The 22,952-nt window shown below is 67.5% G+C and carries 25 protein-coding genes and 2 rRNA genes; 12 read left to right on the forward strand and 15 right to left on the reverse strand.

The annotated features are described in order from the left end of the window. Positions 1 to 13: 13 nt before the first annotated feature. Both DFQ14_RS07920 and DFQ14_RS07925 read right to left on the reverse strand, forming a co-directional pair. Positions 14 to 2,383, reverse strand: coding sequence for a sensor domain-containing protein (locus DFQ14_RS07920; RefSeq protein WP_114452441.1), 2,370 nt, complete (start codon positions 2,381 to 2,383; stop codon positions 14 to 16). Positions 2,384 to 2,730: 347 nt separating this feature from the next. Further along, on the reverse strand, positions 2,731 to 3,972 hold the full coding sequence (locus tag DFQ14_RS07925; RefSeq protein WP_179951520.1) for an NAD(P)-dependent malic enzyme: 1,242 nt from the start codon (positions 3,970 to 3,972) through the stop codon (positions 2,731 to 2,733). A 397-nt stretch (positions 3,973 to 4,369) separates the two neighbouring features. Between DFQ14_RS07925 and DFQ14_RS07930 the strand changes: the two genes are divergently transcribed. After that, complete coding sequence (locus DFQ14_RS07930) at positions 4,370 to 4,978, forward strand: dTDP-4-dehydrorhamnose 3,5-epimerase family protein (protein ID WP_114452442.1); 609 nt, start codon at positions 4,370 to 4,372, stop codon at positions 4,976 to 4,978. 6 nt (positions 4,979 to 4,984) lie between these two features. Here the strand turns inward: DFQ14_RS07930 and DFQ14_RS07935 are convergent, their stop codons facing one another. After that, positions 4,985 to 5,299: a S26 family signal peptidase gene (locus DFQ14_RS07935; protein ID WP_114452443.1), complete on the reverse strand. Its 315-nt coding sequence runs from the start codon at positions 5,297 to 5,299 to the stop codon at positions 4,985 to 4,987. A gap of 81 nt (positions 5,300 to 5,380) precedes the next feature. On the opposite strand from DFQ14_RS07935, the gene sodN reads away from it, so the two are divergent. The 4 genes from sodN (at position 5,381) to DFQ14_RS07955 (ending at position 8,402) form a co-directional block, all read left to right on the forward strand. Further along, positions 5,381 to 5,788, forward strand: a complete 408-nt coding sequence (gene sodN / locus DFQ14_RS07940; protein ID WP_114452444.1) for a superoxide dismutase, Ni — start codon at positions 5,381 to 5,383, stop codon at positions 5,786 to 5,788. 323 nt (positions 5,789 to 6,111) lie between these two features. Then, positions 6,112 to 7,326, forward strand: a complete 1,215-nt coding sequence (locus DFQ14_RS07945) for an FUSC family protein (protein WP_114452445.1) — start codon at positions 6,112 to 6,114, stop codon at positions 7,324 to 7,326. Between the two features lie 148 nt (positions 7,327 to 7,474). Then, positions 7,475 to 7,969 carry a GNAT family N-acetyltransferase gene (locus DFQ14_RS07950; protein WP_114452446.1) on the forward strand — a complete coding sequence of 165 codons (495 nt, stop codon included), beginning with the start codon at positions 7,475 to 7,477 and terminating at the stop codon, positions 7,967 to 7,969. Between the two features lie 94 nt (positions 7,970 to 8,063). Further along, positions 8,064 to 8,402, forward strand: a complete 339-nt coding sequence (locus DFQ14_RS07955) for a hypothetical protein (RefSeq protein ID WP_114452447.1) — start codon at positions 8,064 to 8,066, stop codon at positions 8,400 to 8,402. Positions 8,403 to 8,453: 51 nt separating this feature from the next. Here DFQ14_RS07955 and DFQ14_RS07960 read toward each other — a convergent pair whose 3' ends face one another. Then, positions 8,454 to 8,888, reverse strand: coding sequence for a hypothetical protein (locus DFQ14_RS07960; RefSeq protein ID WP_114452448.1), 435 nt, complete (start codon positions 8,886 to 8,888; stop codon positions 8,454 to 8,456). 140 nt (positions 8,889 to 9,028) lie between these two features. Between DFQ14_RS07960 and DFQ14_RS07965 the strand changes: the two genes are divergently transcribed. Beyond that, positions 9,029 to 9,955, forward strand: a complete 927-nt coding sequence (locus DFQ14_RS07965; RefSeq protein WP_114452449.1) for a diacylglycerol/lipid kinase family protein — start codon at positions 9,029 to 9,031, stop codon at positions 9,953 to 9,955. A 247-nt stretch (positions 9,956 to 10,202) separates the two neighbouring features. Then, complete coding sequence (locus DFQ14_RS07970; protein ID WP_114452450.1) at positions 10,203 to 10,457, forward strand: WhiB family transcriptional regulator; 255 nt, start codon at positions 10,203 to 10,205, stop codon at positions 10,455 to 10,457. Between the two features lie 247 nt (positions 10,458 to 10,704). On the opposite strand, the gene DFQ14_RS07975 is transcribed toward DFQ14_RS07970, so the two are convergent. After that, positions 10,705 to 12,195 carry a PAS domain-containing sensor histidine kinase gene (locus DFQ14_RS07975; protein ID WP_114452451.1) on the reverse strand — a complete coding sequence of 497 codons (1,491 nt, stop codon included), beginning with the start codon at positions 12,193 to 12,195 and terminating at the stop codon, positions 10,705 to 10,707. 38 nt (positions 12,196 to 12,233) lie between these two features. After that, the gene (locus DFQ14_RS07980) at positions 12,234 to 12,449 is read right to left on the reverse strand and encodes a biotin/lipoyl-binding carrier protein (protein ID WP_114452452.1); all 216 of its coding nucleotides are present in this window, start codon (positions 12,447 to 12,449) and stop codon (positions 12,234 to 12,236) included. Between the two features lie 140 nt (positions 12,450 to 12,589). Here DFQ14_RS07980 and DFQ14_RS22630 point away from each other — a divergent pair, with 140 nt between their 5' ends. Then, positions 12,590 to 12,670 (forward strand): 50S ribosomal protein bL37, encoded by an 81-nt coding sequence (locus DFQ14_RS22630; RefSeq protein WP_033374540.1) that lies wholly within the window; start codon positions 12,590 to 12,592, stop codon positions 12,668 to 12,670. Between the two features lie 92 nt (positions 12,671 to 12,762). Here the strand turns inward: DFQ14_RS22630 and rsrA are convergent, their stop codons facing one another. The 5 genes from rsrA to DFQ14_RS08005 all read right to left on the reverse strand — a co-directional run bounded on the left by rsrA (position 12,763) and on the right by DFQ14_RS08005 (position 16,182). Next, positions 12,763 to 13,095 (reverse strand): mycothiol system anti-sigma-R factor, encoded by a 333-nt coding sequence (gene rsrA, locus DFQ14_RS07985; protein ID WP_114452453.1) that lies wholly within the window; start codon positions 13,093 to 13,095, stop codon positions 12,763 to 12,765. Next, complete coding sequence (locus tag DFQ14_RS07990) at positions 13,092 to 13,778, reverse strand: sigma-70 family RNA polymerase sigma factor (protein ID WP_114452454.1); 687 nt, start codon at positions 13,776 to 13,778, stop codon at positions 13,092 to 13,094. The genes rsrA and DFQ14_RS07990 overlap by 4 nt, the downstream gene beginning before the upstream one ends. Positions 13,779 to 14,042: 264 nt before the next feature. Further along, complete coding sequence (locus DFQ14_RS07995; protein WP_114452455.1) at positions 14,043 to 14,654, reverse strand: alpha/beta hydrolase family protein; 612 nt, start codon at positions 14,652 to 14,654, stop codon at positions 14,043 to 14,045. After that, positions 14,651 to 15,385, reverse strand: a complete 735-nt coding sequence (locus DFQ14_RS08000) for an SOS response-associated peptidase (protein ID WP_114452456.1) — start codon at positions 15,383 to 15,385, stop codon at positions 14,651 to 14,653. Before DFQ14_RS08000 ends, DFQ14_RS07995 begins: the two co-directional genes overlap by 4 nt. A 5-nt stretch (positions 15,386 to 15,390) precedes the next feature. After that, a complete protein-coding gene (locus tag DFQ14_RS08005; protein WP_114452502.1) occupies positions 15,391 to 16,182 on the reverse strand; it encodes an SOS response-associated peptidase in 792 nt (263 codons plus the stop codon). 135 nt (positions 16,183 to 16,317) lie between these two features. Between DFQ14_RS08005 and aroA the strand changes: the two genes are divergently transcribed. The 3 genes from aroA (at position 16,318) to DFQ14_RS08020 (ending at position 19,565) form a co-directional block, all read left to right on the forward strand. Next, complete coding sequence (gene aroA / locus DFQ14_RS08010) at positions 16,318 to 17,586, forward strand: 3-phosphoshikimate 1-carboxyvinyltransferase (RefSeq protein ID WP_114452457.1); 1,269 nt, start codon at positions 16,318 to 16,320, stop codon at positions 17,584 to 17,586. Then, on the forward strand, positions 17,586 to 18,599 hold the full coding sequence (gene rsgA / locus DFQ14_RS08015) for a ribosome small subunit-dependent GTPase A (protein ID WP_114452458.1): 1,014 nt from the start codon (positions 17,586 to 17,588) through the stop codon (positions 18,597 to 18,599). Before aroA ends, rsgA begins: the two co-directional genes overlap by 1 nt. A gap of 120 nt (positions 18,600 to 18,719) precedes the next feature. Next, complete coding sequence (locus DFQ14_RS08020) at positions 18,720 to 19,565, forward strand: SCO4651 family lipoprotein (RefSeq protein ID WP_114452459.1); 846 nt, start codon at positions 18,720 to 18,722, stop codon at positions 19,563 to 19,565. Between the two features lie 46 nt (positions 19,566 to 19,611). On the opposite strand, the gene DFQ14_RS08025 is transcribed toward DFQ14_RS08020, so the two are convergent. Together DFQ14_RS08025 and DFQ14_RS08030 are read right to left on the reverse strand one after the other, a co-directional pair. After that, complete coding sequence (locus DFQ14_RS08025; RefSeq protein ID WP_114452460.1) at positions 19,612 to 20,115, reverse strand: DUF6912 family protein; 504 nt, start codon at positions 20,113 to 20,115, stop codon at positions 19,612 to 19,614. Further along, entirely contained in the window at positions 20,112 to 21,548 is a 1,437-nt protein-coding gene (locus DFQ14_RS08030) for a WS/DGAT/MGAT family O-acyltransferase (RefSeq protein WP_114452461.1), read from the reverse strand. The genes DFQ14_RS08025 and DFQ14_RS08030 overlap by 4 nt, the downstream gene beginning before the upstream one ends. 68 nt (positions 21,549 to 21,616) lie before the next feature. On the opposite strand from DFQ14_RS08030, the gene DFQ14_RS08035 reads away from it, so the two are divergent. Then, on the forward strand, positions 21,617 to 22,378 hold the full coding sequence (locus DFQ14_RS08035; RefSeq protein ID WP_114452503.1) for a TrmH family RNA methyltransferase: 762 nt from the start codon (positions 21,617 to 21,619) through the stop codon (positions 22,376 to 22,378). Positions 22,379 to 22,463: 85 nt separating this feature from the next. Here the strand turns inward: DFQ14_RS08035 and rrf are convergent. Both rrf and DFQ14_RS08045 read right to left on the reverse strand, forming a co-directional pair. Beyond that, positions 22,464 to 22,581: ribosomal RNA gene (rrf, locus tag DFQ14_RS08040) — 5S ribosomal RNA — on the reverse strand. Positions 22,582 to 22,741: 160 nt separating this feature from the next. Then, positions 22,742 to 22,952, reverse strand: a 23S ribosomal RNA gene (locus tag DFQ14_RS08045); the annotation flags it as partial.

Below are 22,952 nucleotides of genomic sequence, written 5' to 3' on the forward strand. Positions count from 1 at the left end.
CCGGTTCCCTCGGTCAGGGGGCGGGCGGGACGTGGAGGGGGCCGCACGACAGCAGGGTCCGCAGCTCCGCTGCGGGAAGTGGGTAGGAGAACAACCATCCCTGATGGGCGTCCACGCCGATCTCGGAAAGGACGTGGAACTGCGTGGCGGTCTCCACCCCTTCCGCGATGCACTGCCTGCCCATGGCCCCGGCCATGTCGACCACCGCTTTGGCCACTGCGAAATCCGAGGCATCCTCGCCGACACCGGAGACGAAGCGGCGGTCCACCTTGATGATCTGGGCGGAGAGGTCCTTGAGCCGGGCCAGCGAGGAGTACCCGGTGCCGAAGTCGTCCACCGCGAAGCGCACCCCGCGCTCGGCCAGCTCCCCCATCGACTGCCGGGAGCGCGAGGGCAGGTCGACCAGAGCGGTTTCGACCAGTTCCAGCACGACCCGGTGCCAGTCGATTCCGGATTCCGCCACCGTGTCGGCCACGACATCGACGAAGTTGTGGTCACCGGGCACGATGCCGCCCATGTTGATCGCCACCGTCACCGGCCGCCCGTGCGGCTTCGGCCAGCTCGCGGCTTCGCGCAGGGCGTTGCGCAGCACCCACCGGTCGATCTCCCGGAGCAAGTCACCCTGCTCCGCCACCGGCAGGAACACGCCGGGGGAGAGCATGCCCCGTTCCGGATGCGGCCAGCGCAGCAGCGCCTCGACGCTGACGATCGAACCGTCCCCGTCCACCACGGGCTGGTAATGCAGCGTCAGCTCGTCATTGTGCAGTGCCTCACGGAGCTGCCCCTCCAGGTGAAGCTGCCGGTCGGCCGAGGCGATCAGGGCAGGACCGGCCAGCGAGACCCTGCCCGCACCACGCCGTTTCGCCTCGAACATGGCCGCGTCGGCAAAGCGCAACAGGTCCACGCCCCCCACTCCGCTGCCGTTGGGCGCCGACGCGCCGATCGAGGCCGACACCCGTACGAGCTGACCACGTACGGGAACCGCCGTGCGGAACAGGCCGGAGACGCGGGTGGCCAGTGAGTCCACGCCCCCCACGTCATCGGTGTCCGGGCAGGTGATCACGAACTCGTCACCGGAGAGGCGCGCGACGGTACATCCTTCGGGGAGGCCACCCTCCAGGCGCCGGGCCAGCGCCACGAGCAGTTCATCCCCCGCGTCGTGCCCCAGGGAGTCGTTGACCCGCTTGAAGTTGTCGATGTCGCAGAACAGGACGGCGACCCGGTCGGAATCGGGGCGGTCGAGCATCCGACCGAGCCTCTCCTTGACGGCCACCCGGTTCGGCAACCCCGTGAGCTCGTCGTGCGTGGCCTGAAAGTGCAGCGATTCGGCGGCCCGGCGCCGCTCGGTGATGTCCTGGAAAACCACCAGCCAGAAGTGCGTGCCATCGTCCTGTACCGACAGTGCCGTGTGCAGCTCGCAGTACACCGGCTTCCCGTCGGAACGGATCAGCGTTCGCTGGGGAACCCGATGGTGTTCTCCGTCCTCCGCGCGGGCCTCCCCCAGGGGAATACCCCGCTCGTCGGGATGGGTCATCTGCCCGGCGGTCATTCCCCGGAGCCGGTCGAGGTGATACCCCAGCAACTCGCAGAGCGCGTCGTTGGCGTCGACCAGCCGTTCGCTCCGGTCGAACAATCCGATACCCACCGGAGTGATGGCCACCAGATCGGTGAAGCGCTGACTCGAGCGCTCCATTCTGGTCACGGCCGCGCGCTGCTCCGTGATGTCCTGTGCGGTACCGACCAGCAACGTACGCCCGCCGGGATCCTCGATCACGGCACCGTGCAACCGGAGGGTGCGCACCGCCCCGTCCGGGCGGATGTAGCGATGCTCGAGCTCGATCGGTTGTCCGCCCTCGGTCAGGGGGCGCCACGCCTCGCGCACCCGGGCGCGGTCTTCGGGATGCACATGGTCCAAATAGGAGCGGAAAGTGGTGACAGAGCCGGGTGACTTGCCGATGACCTCGTAGAGCACCTTCGACAGCCGCATGCTCTCGACTTGCGGATTCCACTCCCACGTGCCCACCTGCGCGACCCGCTGCGCATCGTGCAGCTTGCGGCGTTCGTCGGCGATCCCGGAGGGATCGACGAGATCCGACACATCGACGAGCACCGTCACCGTGAGCTGCTTGTTCCTGTGGTGCGGCCAACTGAGCATCCGGACGCCGACATCACCGCAGCGAGCGCGCAAGCGCACGACATCGCCCCTGGTCACAAGCAGCTCCGTCAGCTTGCGTCCGACCAGGGCGACGGGCGAGAACTCTCCTGCCAGGGCCGCCGCCTGCGGTGTCGCGCGGATCACCGTCCCGTCCGGTGTGCTCAGCAGTGCCGGCGCCTCCGGCAATGGTTCCGGCTCCGGCTCGCTTCCCAGGTCCACTCCGGGCATACGCAACACGCCGGAGGTATGTCTTCGCCCCCCACTGTGCTCGGTGGTCAAGAGCCCTCTCCTCCTGCGTTGCCTGCGCCTCTGCGACGGGCACCGACCCCTCATCGAAGCAAGTGATCGACGCCACAGCAGGAGGCAGACCTTACCGGCAAACGAGTGAACAGGACAGTTCGGATGAATGCCGGCATCGTGCTTCCAGGGCAATACTCCAGGGGAGACGGCGACAATTCCCCGAAAACGGTGACATCCGTTGTCGCCCGCGTTTTTCGCCGGGAGCACAGCGAGCGACGAGGCCGGGGCCGCCCCGTCCACGGGTGGCCCCGGCCTCGTTCACACTGCATCCCACCTCAGGCGGTGGCGACACCGTCCTCGCGGGCCGCCTTCGCGACAGCAGCGGTCACCTCGGGCGCCACGCGTGGGTCCAGTGGGCTGGGCACGATGCGGTCGGCCGCCAGTTCGTCGGTGGCGACCTCCGCGATCGCCTCCGCCGCCGCGACCTTCATCCGATCGCTGATCATCCGCGAGCCCACCTGGAGGGCTCCCTTGAAGATGCCCGGGAAGGCGAGCACGTTGTTGATCTGATTGGGGAAGTCGCTGCGCCCGGTCGCGACCACCGAGGCATGCTTGGCTGCCACGTTCGGGTGAATCTCGGGGTCCGGGTTCGACAGTGCGAACACGATCGCGTCATCGGCCATCGACTCGATCAAGTTCTCGGGAATCTGGCCCGCCGAAACGCCGATCAGCGCGTCGGCGCCCCGCAGCGCCTCGGTGAGCCCGCCCGTGATGGCCCGGGGATTGGTCCGTTCGGCCAGCTCGAACTTGATCGGGGTGAGGTTCTCTCTGCCGGAATGGATGATGCCGCGCGAATCCGCCACGATGACCTCACCGACCCCGGCGGCTTCCAGGATCTCCGCACAGGCCACCCCGGCCGCACCCGCACCCGAGATGACCACGCGCAGCGAGCTCAGCTCGCGACCCACCACCCGGCAGGCATTGCGCAACGCGGCCAGGGTCACCACCGCCGTACCGTGCTGATCGTCGTGCATGACCGGGCAGTCCAGCGCCTCGATCAGGCGACGTTCCAGCTCGAAGCAGCGTGGTGCGGCCACGTCCTCCAGATTCACCGCTCCGAACGACGGGCGCATCCGGACCAGGGACTCGACGATCTCGTCGACATCGGTGGTGTCGAACACCAGCGGAATCGAGTCGAGCCCGGCGAAAGTCTTGAACAGTGCCGACTTGCCCTCCATCACCGGCAACGACGCCCGGGGGCCGATGTCGCCCAGCCCCAGCACAGCGGTCCCGTCACTGACCACGGCCACGAGTTGCTGCGTCCACGTGTAGCGGGCGGCCAGCGTCTCGTCCCCGGAAATCGCGCGGCTGACCTCGGCCACACCGGGCGTGTAGGCGATCGACAGGTCACGGGGACTGGTCAGCGGCGCGGTCGGCGCGATGGAGAGCTTGCCGCCCTCGTGGGCACCGAAGACTTCCTCATCGGTCAATGGCACGCTCGGGTCCTGGGGGTTGCTTTCGCCGGAGTCGGCCTCATGCGAGCCGGGCACGGTACTGCGGTCGTTCACGGTGGTCACGGCGTCCCTCCTGTTGCCTGACCTGCAGGCCGGAATGTCCTATCCCGGCCCAGGCGATTGGGCGACGGTCCGCACCTGCACGGACGGTACCGGCGAGGCGGACGTCTTGGTTACCGGCGCTCGCTGTCCCGGTTGACGAACAGCGGCTTCGGCGGACGCTGCGGTCCCGTCAGTATGACAGGCAGCTCCGCCGCTGTCTGCGATCCGGGTCACAGCGGACCAGCAACTTCAACAATTTGTCAATTTCACTGTGGTGCTTTGCGACACCCGCACGGCGGCGCCCCTCGCGGACGGCCCGGCGTAGCCGCACAGATCCGTAGCCGCACAGGGCCGTAGCCGCACAGGTGCACCAGGGCCCTGGCAGGACATCGCAAAGCCCACTTCTAGGCTTTCGGTCGTGCAGGCACGGCAACTTGAGTTCATTGGCGCGTTCGAGTTCACCCCGGATTCCTTCCCCGACCACCGCGGCCTGTTCGTGGCACCGTTCCAGGAGGCCGTGTTCACCGAGGCCGTGGGACACGGGCTCCACGTGGCGCAGAGCAACCACAGCGTGTCGGCACGCAATGTCGTGCGCGGCGTGCACTTCGCCGAGGTCCCCCCCGGGCAGGCCAAGTACGTCTACTGCCCGGCAGGCGGGATCCTCGACGTCGTCGTGGACGTCCGGATCGGCTCGCCCACCTTCGGGCGCTGGCAGGCGGTACGGCTGGACTCCGCCGAATACCGCGCGCTGTACCTCGCCGAGGGACTGGGGCACGCCTTCGCCGCGCTCAGTGACGACACGGCGGTGGCCTACCTCTGCTCCACCGCCTACAACCCCGCCGTCGAGCACGGCGTCAATCCGCTGGATCCGGACCTCGACCTGCCCTGGGGAGAGCTCGGTGCCGACCCGATCCTGTCGGCCAAGGACCGCGACGCGCCGAGCCTTTCCGAGGCCGCCGAGGCCGGATTGCTCCCGCACTACGACGACTGCCTCGCTCGCTACGAGCGCCTGCGTGCCGGGAGCTGAAGCGACTCAGCGCACCCGTCCGGGACGTGGCCACAGCCGCCAACGCACGACCCCCAGCACCATGGCCGGACCGAGCTCCCGGGAGTCCGTCGACCCGGCCGTGTTGTCCCCCGTGACGTGCCAGCCGTCGCCCTCGTGGCACACCGCCCGTTTCACCGACAACTGGTGCGGCCGCTGCGGCCAGCGCACCAGCACCACCGCATCGGGCTCCGGCCGGGCGCGCGTCCGCAGCAACACCACATCGCCGTCGCGCAGTGTCGGAGTCATCGAGGGCCCACGCACCAGCACCCGCCTCCAGGGCAACCGGTCGAGTGAGTTCACGGGCACCTCCGATAAGACAACAGCGATCTTAGGCGAGTAGGGTCATGCGTGTCGGAGCATTCACTGTCACAGGGAGGACATATGCGACTGCTGTCGCGAATCCTCAGCCCGCGCCTGGAGGCGACCGCACACTGCGACCTCCCGTGCGGCGTGTACGACCCGGCGCAGGCCCGGATCGAGGCTGAGTCCGTCAAGGCGATTCAGGAGAAGTACCAGGCCAGCGAGGATTCCGAGTATCGCACACGTGCGATCATCATCGCCGAGGAGCGCTCGGAGCTGGTCAAGCACCACCTGTGGGTGCTGTGGACGGATTACTTCAAGCCGCCGCACTTCGAGAAGTACCCGCAGCTGCACGAGCTGATCAACAAGGCCACCAAGGCTGCGGGGGCGGCCGGCACCAAGGGCTCGATGGACCCGGCCACGGGCCAGGAGCTGTTGGACTACATCGCCGAGATCGACAAGATCTTCTGGGAGACCAAGAAGGGCTGAGGTAGTCGCTTCGGTGGCGGCGCCGGCCGGCGAGAACTCTTCGCCGGCCGGCGCCGTTTTTCGTGGGCGAACCCGTGCCGATCCGGTAACGCCGCAAGCCGTCGACGGGCCCGGCAGGACGGCCGCACTTCCGGCTCGGCAAGCCGTGACGCCATGTTGATGTTGTGGTCGATGTGGGTACTTCGGGACGAGTGTGGCCGTGGTGATGCCGACGACGGCGACGGCCCCATGCCCGAACACCGGACGCAGCACTTGAGGCGCTTTTCGCGCCGGGCGGCGCGGGGACGGATGTCTGCGGTGGCGACGAAAGGCAGCGAGCACCGATGGGCGACGGACGTACCGAGGAGCGGACATCGGGCCGGGCACGGTCCTGGCTGCAGGGGCTGGTGGGCAGGGGGCGCGATCCGCTCGAACGGTTCGGCCTGAGCAGCGATGCCCTGCTGCTGATCGTCAAAAGCGTCGTGGCCGCGACCCTGGGCTGGCTCATCGCCGAGGTGGTGCTCAATGCACCCTCGTCGACCTTCGCCCCGTTCAGCGCGGTGCTGATGCTGCACGCCACCGTGTCCCGATCGGTGAATCACTCCTTCGGTTTCGCTGCCGCGATGACCGGCGGTGTCGCCCTGGCCGGGGCGCTGGTCCCGCTGCTGGGTCCGTCGCTGGGGACGTTCGCACTGCTGGTGTTGCTGGCTTCTCTGCTGGGCAGGTGGCGCAAACTCGGCAGCCAGGGCGTGCAGGTCACCGTGGCAGCGATGTTCAGCTACGCGGCGTTCTTCCAAGCCGACAGCGGACCATCGAGCTGGCTGCATCTGGCCAGCATCGCCGGGCTCGTCGTGCTGGGCTGCTTCATCGGCGTGGGGACCAACCTGGTGATCGTGCCACCGCTGCGCTACCGCACCGCCGAGCACAGCGTGCGCATCCTGGCCCAGCAGCTGTGCGGGCTGCTCGGCGACATCGCCGCATGCCTGCGCGCCGGCCACCACGACTCGAACCAGGTCGACGCGTGGTGGGACCGCGCCAACGAGCTGCAAAACACCGTGGCCCAAGCCCGCTCCAGCGTCGAAGACGCCGCCGAAACCCTGCGGCTCAACCCCCGGCGCCTGCTGCTGCGGCAAAACCCCTCCTTCGCCGGACACCGCCGCACCGTCAGCTCTCTGGAACGTGCCACCGAACAGCTGCGCTCGCTGACCCGAGCCTTCAGCGACATCAGCCGAACCGGGCACCTCGACGACGCCCAGCAGGCCTTCCTGCGCTCCTACGCCGACGTCCTCGACGCCGCAGCCGCCGCCACCCGCGTCCTCGGCGAGCTGCACACCTACGCCGACCTGCGTCAGGACAACGACCTCGACCACCACATCCACCAGGGCCGCACCGCCCACCAGTACCTCAACGACCACATCAACGCCCACCGCCTGGACGACCGCGACCACTGGCCCGTCTACGAAGCCCTGCACACCGACGGCCGCCGCCTCGTCGAGGAACTCGCCCGAGCCGAACACGAACTCGCCCAACTCGACAGCACCACCCCCAGCACCCGATGAACGGGCCGTTTCCGCTCGGGCGGGCAGACGAGAGCAGTGACCGACTGTCCGTGAAAGGGGCCCGCTTTGCCTGCCTCGCCGACCGCCGTGCCTCCTGCCGTGGCAGGATGCGTCCGGCTCGTCAGGCAGCGACGGCGAAAGGCAGGCCATGCCCGAGCAGAGAATCCGCAGGGTCACGGAATCCGATGTGCCCGCCGTGGTCACGCTGGTGCACGACCTCGCCGCGTACGAGAACGCCGCCCGGGAGTGCCACCTGACCACCGAGCAGCTGCACGCCGCGCTGTTTTCGGAGACGCCCGCACTGTTCGGCCACGTGGCCGAGGTCGGCGGTGAGGTCGTCGGCTTCGCGCTCTGGTTCCTCAACTTCTCCACCTGGCGGGGAACACACGGGATCTACCTGGAAGATCTTTTCGTCCGCCCGGAGCACCGCGGCTCGGGACTGGGCAAGGCCCTGCTGCGCACCCTCGCCCAGGAGTGCAGGGAGCACGGCTATTCCCGCCTGGAGTGGTGGGTGCTCGACTGGAACGCCCCGGCGATCACCTTCTACAAGTCGCTCGGCGCCGTCCCGATGGACGAGTGGACCGTCTTCCGGCTCACCGATGGAGCACTGGACCGACTGGGGCAGCCTCCCGCAGGCCGGTGATCGACAGCGCGGTGATCGACAGCGCGGTGATCGATTTCGCGGCGCCGGCGCGGTAGCCTTCCGCGTGGATCACCCACACGAACCGAGGTGTGCCATGCCCACCCGCCCCATCAGCAGGTACTTCAACTACGGACTCACGTTCCGCTGGACACAGGGCGACCGGGAGATCGCGGTCAAGCGCGGTTACGTGCTGGAGGGGAGTCCGTTCATCGAGGTGACACGGCCACGGCACTTCACGATCGTGGATCGCCCCGGTGAGGATCCGGCGAACGATCGCGCAACCTGGATCGCCGCGATCCCGGCGAACCCGGCCGACTGGGACAAGCCCGGCTTTCTCGCCAAGGCCGCGGAAGCCTGGGCCGCCGCGAATCCCCGTACCGCCGACCTCAACGACCGCACCGATCGGCGCACCGACAGCCCCCTGCGTCAGTGACCGGCCCGGCTTCCGGCCCGGAGCAATCGCCCGCCGGTCACCGCCGGCGTGTCACTTCGGGCTCGTATCGGCATCCGGGGCTTCACCGGCCCGGAAGGCCCATGCGCGCCCCTGACGGTTGAACAGGCACCACAGCACCGCCATGGCCGGAGCGGCGACCACCAGACCGAACAGCGGGTTGTCGGAGGGCCCGAACGCGTACCAGGAAACACCGAGCAGCAACAACTGCAGCAACAACGAGGGCGTGCGTGCCCAGCGCTTGCCGCGCCACAACCCGATTCCCGCGGCCAGGACGAACGTGGACAGCACCGCGTAATACCCGGCTTCGCCGTAGGTCGAGCTCCGGTTCAGCGTGCCCGCGCCCCCGAGTTCTGCGGTACTCGCCCGGAACAGCAGCGCGGCGACGAAAGCAAAGCCGACAAGCCCCTGCAGGGCGGTCACGACACCGGCGGCACGCACGGTGCGGGGAGCGGCTTCTGCCGACACGGGCGCCTCTTTCCTGGTAGAGCACTCTTGGTGACTGTGTGTGTATGGTTTCGATGGTAATACCACCCGATTCGCCCGGCCTCCGAGGCTCGTCGGTGACTCCTGAACGAACTCGAGTACATCTCACCTAGGCTGCGAGTGTGCGCGCGATCCTCATAGTCAACCCTCGGGCGACCTCCACCACTGTCGCCGGCCGGAATGTGCTGGCGCACGCCCTGGCCAACGAGGTGAAGCTGGAGTGCATCGAGACGCGCTACCGAGGCCATGCCGCCGACACCGCCCGGCAAGCGGTCATCGACGCCGTCGATGTGATCATCGTTCACGGCGGGGACGGAACCGTCAACGAGGTGGTCAACGGCATGCTCTCCGATGATCTGCCCCGCACGGGCCCGGTCCCCAGCCTGGCAGTGGTACCCGGCGGTTCGGCGAACGTCTTCGCCGGTGCGCTGGGATTGCCCCGGGATCCGGTGGAAGCGACGCATCGACTGCTGCATGCGCTCGCCACGGACAGGCGGCGCCGGATCGGCCTGGGGCGAGCCAACGGGCACTGGTTCACCTTCAACGCGGGCATCGGCTGGGACGCGGAGGTCGTCGCGGAGGTGGAGCGTCTACGCTCGAAGGGGCGCGACGTGACCCCCGTGCTGTACGCGCGCACCGCACTCGCCCGCTACGTGCGGATCTGCTTGCGCGTACCGGCGCTCACCGCGCAGGCGGACGGGGACGCTCCGGTCCGCGGATTGCACACGGCTTTCATCTCCAATACCAATCCGTGGACCTATCTCGGGTCCCGGCCGGTCCAGGCGAATCCGGAGACCACGTTCGACACCGGGCTCGGGGTGTTCGCACTACGAAGCATGAATGCTTACTCTGTGTTACGACATGTAGCGCAGATGCTCCGCAGTAGAGCGAAACCACACGGAAAGACTCTGTTTAGGCGTGCGAACGTGGGGTACCTCCACGTAAGCTGTGCCAAGTCGTTGCGTCTGCAGGTCGACGGCGACACTCTCGGCGAGTACTCGGCGGTCGAGTTCGTCTCGGTCCCGAACGCTCTACGCGTCGTCGTATAACCTTTTCGCAACACTGGTGCCGCCATCGGTCAGCTCGCCCCGCTGCACCCGATGGACACCAACCGAACCCCCAGGTCAAGTTCCGTCGATCTTTCGGGTGAGTTCGCTCACCGGTCACGATCGAGCCCTTGACATTGCGGCAGTTCGTGAAAGTATTCACAAGCGCACGGACTCCGTGAAAGCATTCACAAGCACCCCGAAGGAACTATCGGCACGAGCACTCGTGCCTGGCAAGGAGCAAGGAACGATGGACTGGCGCCACCGTGCGGTTTGCCGTGACGAGGACCCGGAACTGTTCTTCCCCGTAGGGAACAGTGGTCCTGCGCTCCTGCAGATCGCCGAGGCGAAAGCCGTGTGCAACCGCTGCCCGGTCGCATCCGAGTGCCTGGCATGGGCGCTGGAGAGCGGGCAGGACGCCGGCGTGTGGGGCGGTATGAGCGAGGACGAGCGTCGCGCACTCAAGCGGCGTAATTCCCGCACCCGCGCCCGCACGAACGCGTGAAGCGTCGCTGTCACCGACAGCGTAACGGGTCACCCTGAGCCCGGGGTCACCCGGCACGTTTCCGCTTCTCCCGGCGAGCACAGCGGCACCGCAAACGAGGAACCACCACAACGAGAAACAGGTTGATCAGCGTCGATGTCGGCCATGAACGCACCGCGTTCCCGGGGATGGCCGACCTGATCGACCTGCGCATACCACTGACACAGCGGCATGCGCACCATCATCGACGCGCCCGCGGTCGAAAGTCTCAGCGGCGATACTTCAGAGGGACACGCAGCACTGCCTCGGTCCCACGTTGAGCGCGACCGCGCAAACTCAACGAGCCCCGGAGTTCGGACTCCACGAGGGTTCGCACGATCTGCAGGCCGAGGCGTTCGGCGCGTTCGAGGGAGAAATCCTCCGGCAGGCCGCGACCGTCATCGGAGATGACGACGTCCAGCCATCGCGCCGAACGCTCCGCCTGCACCACGATCTCCCCGCCTTTGCCCTCCGGAAAGGCGTGTTCCAGCGCATTCTGCACCAGTTCGGTGAGCACCATCACCAGAGGTGTGGCCAGTTCGGCGGCAACGACACCGAAGCTGGCCTCCCGCCGCACCTTCACTCCGCTCTCCGCCGTGGCCAGATCACTCATCATCGGAATGACCCGGTCGACGACATCGTCGAGATCCACCCTTTCATCCACCGACATCGACAGTGTCTCGTGGACCAGGGCGATCGAGGTCACCCGCCGCATCGACTCGTCCAGAGCCTGCCGAGCGGTGGCGTTTCCCGTGCGACGCGACTGCAAGCGAAGCAATGCAGCCACGGTCTGCAGGTTGTTTTTCACTCGATGGTGGATTTCGCGGATGGTCGCGTCCTTCGACAGCAGAGCGCGATCCCGCCGCTTGACCTCGGTGACATCACGGACCAGTACCAGTGCACCCGCCTCCTGCCCGCGGGGCTGCAGTGGCAGGGTCCGGAAGAGCACCGTCGCCCCGCGTGCCTCGGTTTCGATCCGCATACTCGGCTTGCCCGTCAGAGCCATGCGGATCCGTTCCACGAGCTCCTCGGCATCGAAAGGATCGGACAGCAGGGAACGGGTCAACGGGGCGAGCTCCACCCCCACCAGATCCGCGGCGTGCCCCATCCGGTGATACGCCGACAGCGCATTGGGACTGGCGAAGACCACGACGCCGGAACTGTCCAGACGAATGAGCCCGTCACCGACACGCGGGCTCGTATGCACATCCGGAGCCGGTTCCGCGGTCGGAAACGTGCCATCGGCGATCATCTGACACAGGTCGGCCGCACTGCCCAGGTAGGAGATCTCCAGAGGGCTGGGCACCCGGGGCACCGCCAGGTTGGTGTCCCGGCTGAGCACCGCCACCGCCTCGGAACCCAACCGGACGGGGATCGCTTCCCGCCGTATGGGCACACCCTGGTACCACTGCGGGTCCTCCTCCCGGCAGATCCGACCCTCCACCACGGCCCGGTGCAACTGCGGGTGCTCCCGGGGAGTCACCTCGGTGCCGACGACATCGTCCGAATGCGCCGTCGGTGCCGTGGTCGGCCGTGCCTGCGCGACGCACAGAAAACGACTGCCTGCGGCACTGTCCGACCCCACGGGCACCCACAGCAGGAAGTCCGCGAACGACAGGTCCGACAGCAGCTGCCACTCGGCGACCACGAGTTGCAGGTGGTCGACCGCAGCGCCGGACAGTCCCGTGTGCTCGGCGAGCAGATCACTGAGCGTGGACAAGCGGCCCCTTTCGGGTCAGAGTGAGACCCTTCGCACTCTCACTCGAGCAGAGCGAGGAGATCGCCCTCCTGCACGACGTCGCCCTCGTTGACGACGATCCTGTCGACCTTGCCGTTGACCTCGGTAAGCACCGGAATCTCCATCTTCATGGATTCCAGCACGAACAACGAGTCACCATCGTGAACCGTGTCGCCGTCCTGAACGACGACCGACATCACGTTGGCCACCATCTCGGCGCGGATCTCCTCGGCCATCAGCTGTGTTCCCTTCTCGACACCGGCGGTGAAGGCCAGCCCTGACTACCAGGAAACCATGCTCCGGGCCACCCGCGAACACCAGGTCATCCGCATGGCAGACTGAATGCCGTTGAAGCCGACTCGATGAGGGAGGGGCCATGGCCAAGCGCGCCCGCAAGAAGAAGGCCGCTCGCAAGAACAACGCCAACCACGGCAAGCGCCCCCTGCGTGGCAAGTAGGCGCCTTGAATGTGAACGTGGCCCCGGGCCGGCGGATGAAGATCCGGCCCGGGGCCACGTCATGTCAGCACCCGCTGACGAAAGAAGCGTGCCTACTCCGCAGGTGAAGTCGGTTTTTCCTGCACTTCCACCGAGGTGCCCTCGGGGCCACGCTCGACGGTCACCTCCGCCTGCCGCAGTACGCTGTCGCGGATCGAATTGCGCAGTCGCTCCCGCAAGTCCTCGGGAGCGTGCTCACCCCCGCACTTGCGATGCAGCAGTTCCTTGAGGTGCTCCTCGATGCCATAGCGCTCCAGGCAGGAGCCGCACTCGTCGAGATGGCGCCGCAGGGTCTCACGTCGAGCGCTGTCGCATTCGTTGTCCAGGAACAGCCACACCTCGGCAAGTACGTCCTCGCATGTGGCGTCCGGGTCGCCGCAGCTCATGACGTGCTCACCTCCTGATTTTTCTCGCGCAGAAATCCCCGGTCGCGGGCCACGTCCGTGAGCATGCCGCGCAGCTGCCTGCGTCCGCGGTGCAGCCGGGACATCACGGTGCCGATCGGAGTCGCCATGATCTCGGCGATCTCCTTGTAGGCGAAGCCCTCCACGTCAGCGAGGTAGACGACCATTCGGAACTCTTCACCGAGTTGCTGCAGGGCGTTCTTGACGTCGCTGTCGGGCAACCGGTCCAGGGCCTCGAGCTCGGCCGAACGCAAGCCGGTCGAGGTGTGGTTCTCGGCCTGGGCCAGCTGCCAGTCCGCAATCTCGTCGGTCGGCTGCTGCTGCGGCTGCCGCTGTCGCTTGCGATAGCCGTTGATGTAGGTGTTGGTCAGGATCCGGTACAGCCACGCCTTGAGGTTGGTTCCCTGCTTGAACGACTTGAATGCCGAGTACGCCTTGAGATAGGTCTCCTGCACCAGGTCCTCGGCATCGGCCGCGTTGCGGGTCATCCGCAGGGCGGCCCCGTAGAGCTGATCCAGCAGGGGCATCGCGTCGCGCTCGAAGCGGGCCGCACGCTCCTCGGGGGTTTCCTCGACCTGCTCCTCGCCGGTCGAGGCCGCTTCTCGAGTGGTGTCCTGCGACCGCTCGTCATCGGCAGCGCTGAGCTGTCCTGAGGTACCAGGCACCGGGCTCCCTTCCCGCCGCCAGGACGAGGTCACAACTGACGGCGTACCCATGGCGTCCTGTGCATGGGCTACCCGCGAGGATACCCCGCCATCAGCTTGCTGACCCGATGGTGAGACCCCGGGTTGCCGTAACTGCACGCGATCCTGCCAGGATGGTCCTTGCCGGTCGAGTACGGCTGCATTGGTCTGCTCGGTCAACACGTCCGATGCAACGGAGCGAAACCAGTGGGTATTCCCGGCCCGGAACGGGGAGGCCGTGCCGCCTCAGTCCAGCAGGCGCAGAAGCCGTCCGAGCCACTCGCCGACCGCACGGAAAATCGCATCCGTGTCGGATTTGAGGGAGTGATCCCCGGACACCAGGACGATCTCGCGGCGGTGCGCCGATTCCGGCTGTCCGAACGTATCCCGGTCGCCCTGCACCACCAGGGCCGGCACTTCCACACTGTCGAGTTCGCCCTGCCTGCTCTTCTCCGGCCGCCCCGGGGGGTGCACGGGAAACGCCAGGCACAGCACGGCAGAGGCCTGCCCTCCTTCGGCGGTACGGCACGCGACCCGGGCTCCGGACGAGCGACCACCGAAGAGCATCGGAAGCTCGGCGAACCAACCGTCACCGAGATTTTCGGCGACGGCGAGCCAGGCGGCGTCGAGCTGCCGCGCGGGCGCGGGTGCTCTGCGGCCGGCCACCCGGTACGGCTGCTCGACGAGGGCCACGTGCACTCCCGCCTCCGTCGCGGCACGCGTCACCGCGACCAGATCGGGTGCCGCGATGCCGCCACCGGCGCCGTGACCGAGCAGCAGGACCGCCCGGCCCTCCGCGGCAGAGTGCACCTCGACCCGCGCCGGGCCGTGTGGCGTGGCAACCTCGACCCTGGTCATGACTCGAACAATGCGGGTTGAACGGCAACCGCCGGTCGCGCGGCGGGATCGACCCGTTCCAGCAGGCCGGAATGATTGTTGCGCGGGCTGTTGACCTGCTCGGAAACAGGCCGCAGTTCCATCGCGTCGAGCGATGCGGCATCCACGGACAGCAGGCCGGTGACATCGGTGCGTTGCGGGTCCAGCCACTCCTGCCTGCGATGCTCGCCCAGCACCAGCGGCATGCGATGGTGGACCTCGGCAAGCTCGCCCACGGCTTCCGTGGTCACCACCGCACACGTGACCAGGGGCTCCGCAGCGGAATCAGGCGGCCACCACGCGGAGAACACGGCCGCCATCGCCAGGCTGCGACCATCCCGGCGGGTGCACAAGTACGGCTGCTTGACCCGCTCACCGGGCTTCCACTCGTACCAGCCCGTGGCAGGCATCAGGCAGCGGCGGTGTGCCGCCGCCTCGGCGTAGGCGGGCTTGGCCGTCAGCGACTCCGCCCGGGCGTTCACCATCTGCGGGCCACTGCTCGCGTCCTCGGCCCAGGTCGGCACCAGCCCCCACCGCACCGGGCGCAGCGTGCGTTCGGCGCCGCTTCCGGCCGCACGCTCGACGACGATCGGCACCGTCGCCGTCGGCGTGATGTTGTAGTCGGGGTCGAACACGTCACCGGTGCGGTCGGCCGCGTCGAACTCCCCGGCCAGGGCGGCCGGGTCACGGTGGAGGGCGTAGCGACCACACACAGGCCTCACACCTCCGCGGACGGTTCGCCGGGTTCACGCTCCCAAGGTACCGGCTCGTCACCGGCGACCCGCTCGACGAGTCCGGCACCGTTGTTGCGCACATTGTTGACCGCGCGCGACACCGGACGCAGTTCGATCCGTCCGAGCAGCTCGCCGGGTGGAGGACCGAGCAGCGCGGACACATCCTGCAGGTCCGGATCGAGCCAGTGCCGCCAGGCCGAGTCGGGCACCACCATCGGCATGCGCTCGTGCACCTCGGCCAACGGGCCGACCGCTTCGGTGGTCAGGACAGCACAGCTCACCAGCGGCTGCGCATCGCCTTCGGCACGCGGATCCCACCAGGTCGTCCAGATCCCGGCCAGTGCCAGACTCGACCCGTCCCCCGGAGTCATGAAGTAGGGCTGTTTCGGGGTGGTGCCACGCTGCCACTCGTACCAGCCGTCGGCGGGCAGCAGACAACGCGAATGCTTGATCGGGCCGCGGAAGGCGGGCTTGCTCGTCACCGTCTCGGCTCTGGCGTTGATCATGCGATTACCGATGGCCGGGTCCTTCGCCCATTTCGGCACCAGGCCCCACCGCATCACCCGGATCGTGCGTTCGGTCCGGTCCATGTCCCGGTTGCCGTCGGCATCGCGCGGGTGACGCTGCACGACGCCGAACACCGACTTCATCGGCGCAACGTTGTAATCCGCCGCCGGATAACCCGCCTCCGACGAGTACGTGCCGGTGGCATCGACGGCGTCGAATTCCACCGCGAGAGCACCCGGATCCTTGATCGAAGCATACCTACCGCACACGGACCGGTCACCTCCGTTCACGTCCTGCACAGCGTTCACGTCCTGCACAGGCGGTATTCGTATCGTGACAGGAGAACGACTCCGCAGCGACCCCCACGGCCTGTCCCGTTCAAGGCCATGCGCGACGATGGAACCATGACCCAGCCCTGGCCCGCCCCGACCGCGCGCGGTGCCGTACACGCCACGATCCCGGTTCCCGGCTCGAAGTCCCTGACCAACCGGGCTCTCGTGCTCGCCGCTCTCGCGCAGGAGCCTTCGATCCTGCGCGGTCCCCTGCGCAGCAGGGACACCGAACTGATGGCTTCGGCGCTGCGTGCACTGGGAACCGGGATCGAGGACACTCCGGCGGGAGCGTGGTCCGTGCGCCCGGCGCCGCTACGAGGTCCCGCGCAGATCGACTGCGGTCTGGCGGGCACGGTGATGCGTTTCGTGCCGCCCGTGGCAAGCCTGGCCCGGGGGCATGTCGCCTTCGACGGCGATCCCCGCGCGCGGCAGCGCCCGCTGAACACCGTGCTCGACGCGTTGCGGGCGCTCGGGGCCGACGTCCACGGGTCCGCCCTGCCGTTCGAGATCCGCGGGACAGGCGCACTCGCCGGCGGCGAGGTCACCATCGACGCCTCCGCGTCCTCACAGTTCGTCTCCGGACTCCTGCTGTCGGCGGCACGTTTCGAGCGCGGCATCACCATCCGGCACCAGGGCGCGGCCGTGCCATCACTGCCACACATCGACATGACCGTGGCCATGCTGCGCACCGCCGGGATCGACGTCGACGATCAGCAGCAGAACACGTGGCGGGTGCTGCCCGGCCCGGTCGACCGGCTTGATCTCGACATCGAACCGGACCTGTCCAACGCGGCACCGTTCCTGGCGGCGGCCGCCGCCACAGCCGGGCAGGTCACAGTGCCGGGCTGGCCCGAGCACACCACCCAGGCGGGCGACGCCATGCGCGGCATCCTCGAAAAGATGGGGGCGCAGCTGCACCGGGACTCCTCCGGCCTCACGGTGACGGGCCCGGACGAACTCGGCGGCGTCGACCTCGACCTGCACGACGTCGGCGAGCTTACCCCGACCGTGACCGCACTGGCCGCGCTGGCGGGCGGACGGTCCAGACTGCGCGGAATCGCACACCTGCGCGGGCACGAGACCGATCGGCTGGCGGCTCTGCAGCGAGAGATCAACGCTCTCGGCGGCGCCGTCGAGCAGACCGAAGACGGCCTGCTGATCGATCCCCGCCCGCTGCACGGCGGCACGTGGCATTCCTACGCCGACCACCGCATGGCGACCGCAGGCGCGATCCTCGGCCTGCGCGTCCCCGAAGTGACCGTCGCCGACATCGCCACCACGGGCAAGACGCTGCCCGACTTCCCCGACATGTGGGCCACGATGCTGGAGTCGGCGGTCTGATGGGCAAGCGCGGCTGGCGAGATCTGGACGAGTCCGATGTGCGGGTGCGTCCCCCACGCCGGGGAAGCCGGCCACGCAGCAAGCGCCGGCCCGAGCACGCCGACGCCCAGGACGCGATGGTCGTCGCGGTGGACCGGGGACGCTGGACGTGCGCGCTGGGTGGCGACCCGGAACGCATCGTCGTGGCCATGCGCGCCCGCGAACTCGGGCGCAGTCCGATCGTCGTCGGTGATCGCGTGGGCCTGGTCGGTGACACCTCCGGGCGGCCGGACACGCTCGCGCGGATCGTGCGGGTGGCCGAGCGAAGCAGCGTCCTGCGCCGCACCGCCGACGACACGGACCCGTACGAGCGGGTCGTCGTGGCCAATGCCGAGCAACTCGTCATCGTCACGGCACTCGCCGATCCCCCGCCGCGGGAAGGGTTCATCGATCGGTGCCTGGTCGCCGCCTACGCCGGCGGGCTGACTCCCGTGCTGTGTCTGACCAAAGCCGATCTGGCCTCCCCCCAGGAGTGGATCAACGCGTATTCCGGGTTCGACATGCCGGTGATGTCCACCCGCCCGGACACCGAACCCGACGAGCTGCGCGAGCGTCTGGCCGGCCGCGTGTCCGCGCTCGTGGGGCACTCCGGGGTCGGCAAGTCGACCCTGGTCAATCGGTTCGCCCCGGAAGCGGCCCGCGCTACCGGCGAGGTCAGCGGTGTCGGCAAGGGCAGACACATCTCGACCTCGGTCGTGGCCATGGCGCTGCCCGCCCCCGATCGGGGCTGGGTCGTGGACACGCCCGGCATCCGTTCCTTCGGCCTGGCCCACGTCACCCCGGACGATCTGGTTTCGGCGTTCGAAGGATTCGCCGAAGCCGCCGAGGAATGCCCGCCGAACTGCGGCCATCTCGGCGGTGGCGAGGACCCCGACTGCCATCTCGACACCTTCGTCGCCGAGGGCGGTGGCAGCGCCAAGCAGCTCGCCTCGCTGCGCCACCTCCTGCTCTCCCGCGCGGGCCGCAGTTCGTAGTCGATCGCACCGGCCGTGTCGCTCATCGAGCGGTTGGTCCCATTCGAGAGAAAACGACCACACCGCGCGCATCGCCTTGCTAGTTTCCTTCCGGATCGACTCACCGTGAAAGGACATTTCGTGCGTCGTACGGCAATCGCGCTTTCCGCCACCGCGCTCGTGGCCGCCCTGAGCGCCTGCGGGGGCCAGGGCGAAGAAACCACGCAGTCGGCCGGTGATCAGCACTCCGGCCGGGCATCCGTGACACCGGTCAGCAACATCTCCGCGCTGGTCTCCCAGGCGAACGGGTCCATGGACGACAAGCAGACGGTCACCCTGAACATCGACGTCTCGGGGGGCATGCCCGCCACGGCCAGGATGGGCGAACAGGAGTGCCAACTCGACACCGCCAAGTCGATGATGTCCTGTGACGGTGTCACTCCCATGGTCATGACCAAGAAAGCCATGTACATCAAGAAGCCCGAGGCCATGAGCGGCTCTCAGGGCAAGCCGTGGGCGAAGATGACCTTCGACGCCAACGGCATGCTGGGCCAGAGCATGGCCAAAATGGGGAAGTTCCGGAAGTTCTCCGACCTCGAGGCGATGCTCCCGCCCGGATCGACGATCATCAAGACCGCCAAGGACAACGTGGACGGCAAGCCTGCCGTCCGCTACGAGGTCACCACCGACCTCACCAAGGCGGTCGAGCAGGGCAACGAGATCGCCAAGTCCAGTCGCCAGATGCTGGTCAAGCAGGGCATCACCGAGATCGACCAGACGATCTGGATCGGTCCCGACGAGCTCCCGCTGAAGGTCGAGGCGGTCACTCCGTCCATGACGGTCATGAATCAGCAGGTCCCGGAGACGACCACCACGGTGACCTACTCCGACTGGGGCAAGCCGGTGGACATCACCGTGCCGCCCGCCAGCGAGGTCAGCGAGATGGAGATGCCGCAGATCCCGGGGATGCCGCAGCCTCCGCAGTGAGCCGATGACGGTGGTGTGGGGCACCGCTTCCGGTACCCCACCACCGTCACATCAGTTCCAGCACGAAATGCACCTCCTGGGGCGCATACCACGCGAGTTCGTGGTCCTCGGCGTCCCCCAAGGCCAGCTCCGCATCCTCGTCGCCCAGATCGGCCGCATCGATCCCGGCGGCAGCAGCACGGACGGCCTCTTCCGCCTCGGCCGCGTCCATATGCACCGCGGCGATGTTTTCCCACGGCACCGGCCCCGACAATCGCACCACCGCGTCGTCGAGGTCGGGACGCAGCGTCACATCCTCCACATCCGCCGAGACGACGGCTCTGCGCAAATCGGTCTGCTCGTCCTCACTGCTTTCGCCGGCGATCAACCGCAGCGAGGCCCGGGCCGCCTCCCGCATCGCCACGTATTCCAATTCCTCGGTGTCCCCGCTGACATAGGCCTCCCGCAGCGCGGGCGTCAGCGCGAACGCGGTGCCGCTGAACGGCTGCAGTTGCCTGTCCTCGACGAACTGCCGCAACATCCGCACCGTGGCGGGCAGGTACACCCTCATCCTTCGACCGTCCCGACCATTTCTTCCACCGACTCCTCGATCATCGACGCCAAGACCTCCACATCGGACATCGCAGCCCGGTCCCCGTTCAGGCCGAAGTACAGACCGCCATCGTAGGAAGTCACTCCGATCGACAGCGACTGGTTCTTGGCCAACGGCACGACCGGAAACATCTCCGTCATCTTCGCCCCGGCCGTGTAGAGCGGAACCTGCGGCCCGGGAACGTTGGTGACCAGTACGTTGAACAACCGATCCGAGATGCCGTTGGCCACCCGTGCCCCCAACGCGTGCAGCGTCGGAGGCGCGAAACCCGACAAGCGCACCAGTGCATCGGCAGCCACCGACTGACCGGACTCGGCGTGCGCACGCATCGCATGACCGACCTGGTGCAGCCGCACGATCGGATTCGACTCACCCACCGGGAGATCCACCAGATATGCCGACACTTTGTTGCCCACCGAACCCACCGGCAGGCTGCTCGTGTCCGCATACTCCTCACGCGCCGCTTCGTCCCCGGATCGGATCGACACCGGCACCATCGCACGCACCGTCGTGTGCTGCGACACCACCTCTCCTCGCGAGAGCAGCCAACTGCGCAATGCCCCTGCGAGCACCGCCAGCACCACGTCATTGACCGTCCCGCCATGTTCCCGCCGCACCGTGCGGAAGTCCCCGAGTCGCGTCTTGGCCGTAGCGAAGCGCCGTTGACTGCTTGTCGCCGAGTTCAACGGGCCGCCCGGCGACGGCACCGCGGCCGTGCGGACCACCGAGGCGATCCCGCTCAACGCCCCGGTCACCTTCCGAACGGTGGCCGTGGCATCAACGACAGCAGCACGCACGTTCTCCACCACCTCACCCGGACGCTGGACGGCTTCGGAAACGGCATCCACGACCAGTTCCGACATGCTCGGCTCCGGGCAGGGCATCCACAGATCCTCGGTATCGGTCGCCTGAGCTTCCGCCGACGTATCCAGAATCACCTGACCGATGTCGATCGCCCCGATCCCATCCACCATCGCCTGATGAGTCTTGGTGATGATCGCCACTCGATTGCGGGACAAACCTTCCACCAGGTAGACCTCCCAGAGCGGGCGGGTGGTGTCGAGCTTGCGGGACATCAGCCGTGCGGTGAGGTCGTGTAGCTGCTCGTCCTTACCGGGCTTCGGCAACGCCGAGCGACGCACGTGGTAGGTGATGTCGAAGTCCTGGTCGTCGACCCACACCGGCCGTGCCAGCCTGCCCGGCACCTCCATCACCTTCTGCCGGTAACGCGGCACCAGCGACAATCGACGCTCGATGAACGACAGCACGTGGTCATAGTCGAATCCGGATCGTGGCCGGCGAAACACCGCCACTCCACCCATGTGCATGGGTGTCGTGTGGTCTTCCAGGTACAGGAAAGAAGCGTCGAGCGCGGAGAGGCGGTCGGACATGACTGTGATACTGACACACAGCGGCGGTAGTCGAGGACTTCGACGAGCCCCATGTGACACTGGTTGTCGTGTCCAGCGACGTATCCCCCCGAGACCGCTTCGTCACCATCTACGGCCGTAAACCGGTGCTCGAAGCACTGGCCGACTACGACCTGCGTGTGGACAAGGTGGTCATCGCCGAAGGGAGCAGCGGCCCGGCTGTCAACGACATCGAGGAACTCGCTGCCGACCGTGCCGTACGCGTCCAACGAGCAAGCGCACACCGCGTGAAAGTCCTCGCGGGCAATGGTCGCCACGACCAAGGAGTCGTGGCCGATGTCCTCGCACCGAGGATGCGTCCGCTGGTCGACGCTCTGGCCGATCCCGCGACGGCTCCGCGGAATCTCCTCCTTCTCGACGGCCTGACCACACCCGCCAACGTCGGGATGATCCTGCGTACTGCCACGGCGGCCGGTATCGATGGAGTTGTCGTCCCACACCGTGGCGTGGCCGGTATCGACCCACTCGTTGTGAAAGCCTCCGCCGGAATCGCCTTCCACGCACCCGTGCTCCGAGCCGGCACCGCCGGAGAAGCCGCCGAGCGGCTCACGGATGCCGGCTATCCGCTGTTCGCGCTCGACGCCTCCGCCACCGACAACCTCTTCGAATCCGAATTCGGCACTCGTGCCGTTTTCGTACTGGGAAGCGAAACCGCCGGGTTGTCCGAGGAAGTACGCGAGCGCATTGCGGACAGAATCAAAATCCCCATGCACGGCGGGGTGGAATCGTTGAATGTGGCTTCAGCTGCTGCTGTGGTGTGTTTTGAGGTGGCGTGTCGCCGTGGGAGGTGATCAGCCGTGGTGGTGGGGGTGGTGATGGGTGTGCCCCCAATCCCCGGGTGGGGGTTGGGGGCACACACTCTCTCGAAGAGGTGGGGGTCGGCGGTGTCCTACTCTCCCACACCCGCGGGGGTGCAGTACCATCGGCGCTGGTGGGCTTAGCTTCCGGGTTCGGAATGGGATCCGGGCGTGTCCCCACCGCTATGACCACCGACACGATCGGTGACCCTCGAAGACCTCCGGCTCCGAGCCGGGGGCTTGGGGTGGTCTGTGTTGTTGTAGTCTCCACTGTAGCAGCCCCCCTGGTGGGGGGCGGCGGGTGGGGTGGTTGCTGGTTCAGATACCGCATAGTGGATGCGAGCACACCTTGGGGGTGTGGGTAAGCCGCTCGGCCGGTTAGTACCCGTCGACTGAACACATTGCTGTGCGTGCATGTCGGGCCTATCAACCCACTCATCGTGTGGGGGCCTTACCCGACCCGAAGGTCGGAGGGGAGACCTCATCTCGAAGCCAGCTTCCCGCTTAGATGCTTTCAGCGGTTATCTGTGCCGAACGTAGCCAACCAGCCGTGCCCCTGGCGGGACAA

The organism is Halopolyspora algeriensis (assembly GCF_003337235.1).
Lineage (GTDB): Bacteria > Actinomycetota > Actinomycetes > Mycobacteriales > Pseudonocardiaceae > Haloactinomyces > Haloactinomyces algeriensis.

Excerpts from the sequence above, each read along its gene's own strand:
- DFQ14_RS07920 (WP_114452441.1), bottom strand. The coding sequence starts at position 2,383 with ATGCCCGGAGTGGACCTGGGAAGCGAGCCGGAGCCGGAACCATTGCCG.
- sodN (WP_114452444.1), top strand. The coding sequence starts at position 5,381 with ATGCGACTGCTGTCGCGAATCCTCAGCCCGCGCCTGGAGGCGACCGCA.
- DFQ14_RS07945 (WP_114452445.1), top strand. The coding sequence starts at position 6,112 with ATGGGCGACGGACGTACCGAGGAGCGGACATCGGGCCGGGCACGGTCC.
- DFQ14_RS07950 (WP_114452446.1), top strand. The coding sequence starts at position 7,475 with ATGCCCGAGCAGAGAATCCGCAGGGTCACGGAATCCGATGTGCCCGCC.
- DFQ14_RS07955 (WP_114452447.1), top strand. The coding sequence starts at position 8,064 with ATGCCCACCCGCCCCATCAGCAGGTACTTCAACTACGGACTCACGTTC.
- DFQ14_RS07970 (WP_114452450.1), top strand. The coding sequence starts at position 10,203 with ATGGACTGGCGCCACCGTGCGGTTTGCCGTGACGAGGACCCGGAACTG.
- DFQ14_RS07980 (WP_114452452.1), bottom strand. The coding sequence starts at position 12,449 with ATGGCCGAGGAGATCCGCGCCGAGATGGTGGCCAACGTGATGTCGGTC.
- DFQ14_RS22630 (WP_033374540.1), top strand. The coding sequence starts at position 12,590 with ATGGCCAAGCGCGCCCGCAAGAAGAAGGCCGCTCGCAAGAACAACGCC.
- rsrA (WP_114452453.1), bottom strand. The coding sequence starts at position 13,095 with ATGAGCTGCGGCGACCCGGACGCCACATGCGAGGACGTACTTGCCGAG.
- DFQ14_RS07995 (WP_114452455.1), bottom strand. The coding sequence starts at position 14,654 with ATGACCAGGGTCGAGGTTGCCACGCCACACGGCCCGGCGCGGGTCGAG.
- aroA (WP_114452457.1), top strand. The coding sequence starts at position 16,318 with ATGACCCAGCCCTGGCCCGCCCCGACCGCGCGCGGTGCCGTACACGCC.
- rsgA (WP_114452458.1), top strand. The coding sequence starts at position 17,586 with ATGGGCAAGCGCGGCTGGCGAGATCTGGACGAGTCCGATGTGCGGGTG.
- DFQ14_RS08025 (WP_114452460.1), bottom strand. The coding sequence starts at position 20,115 with ATGAGGGTGTACCTGCCCGCCACGGTGCGGATGTTGCGGCAGTTCGTC.
- DFQ14_RS08030 (WP_114452461.1), bottom strand. The coding sequence starts at position 21,548 with ATGTCCGACCGCCTCTCCGCGCTCGACGCTTCTTTCCTGTACCTGGAA.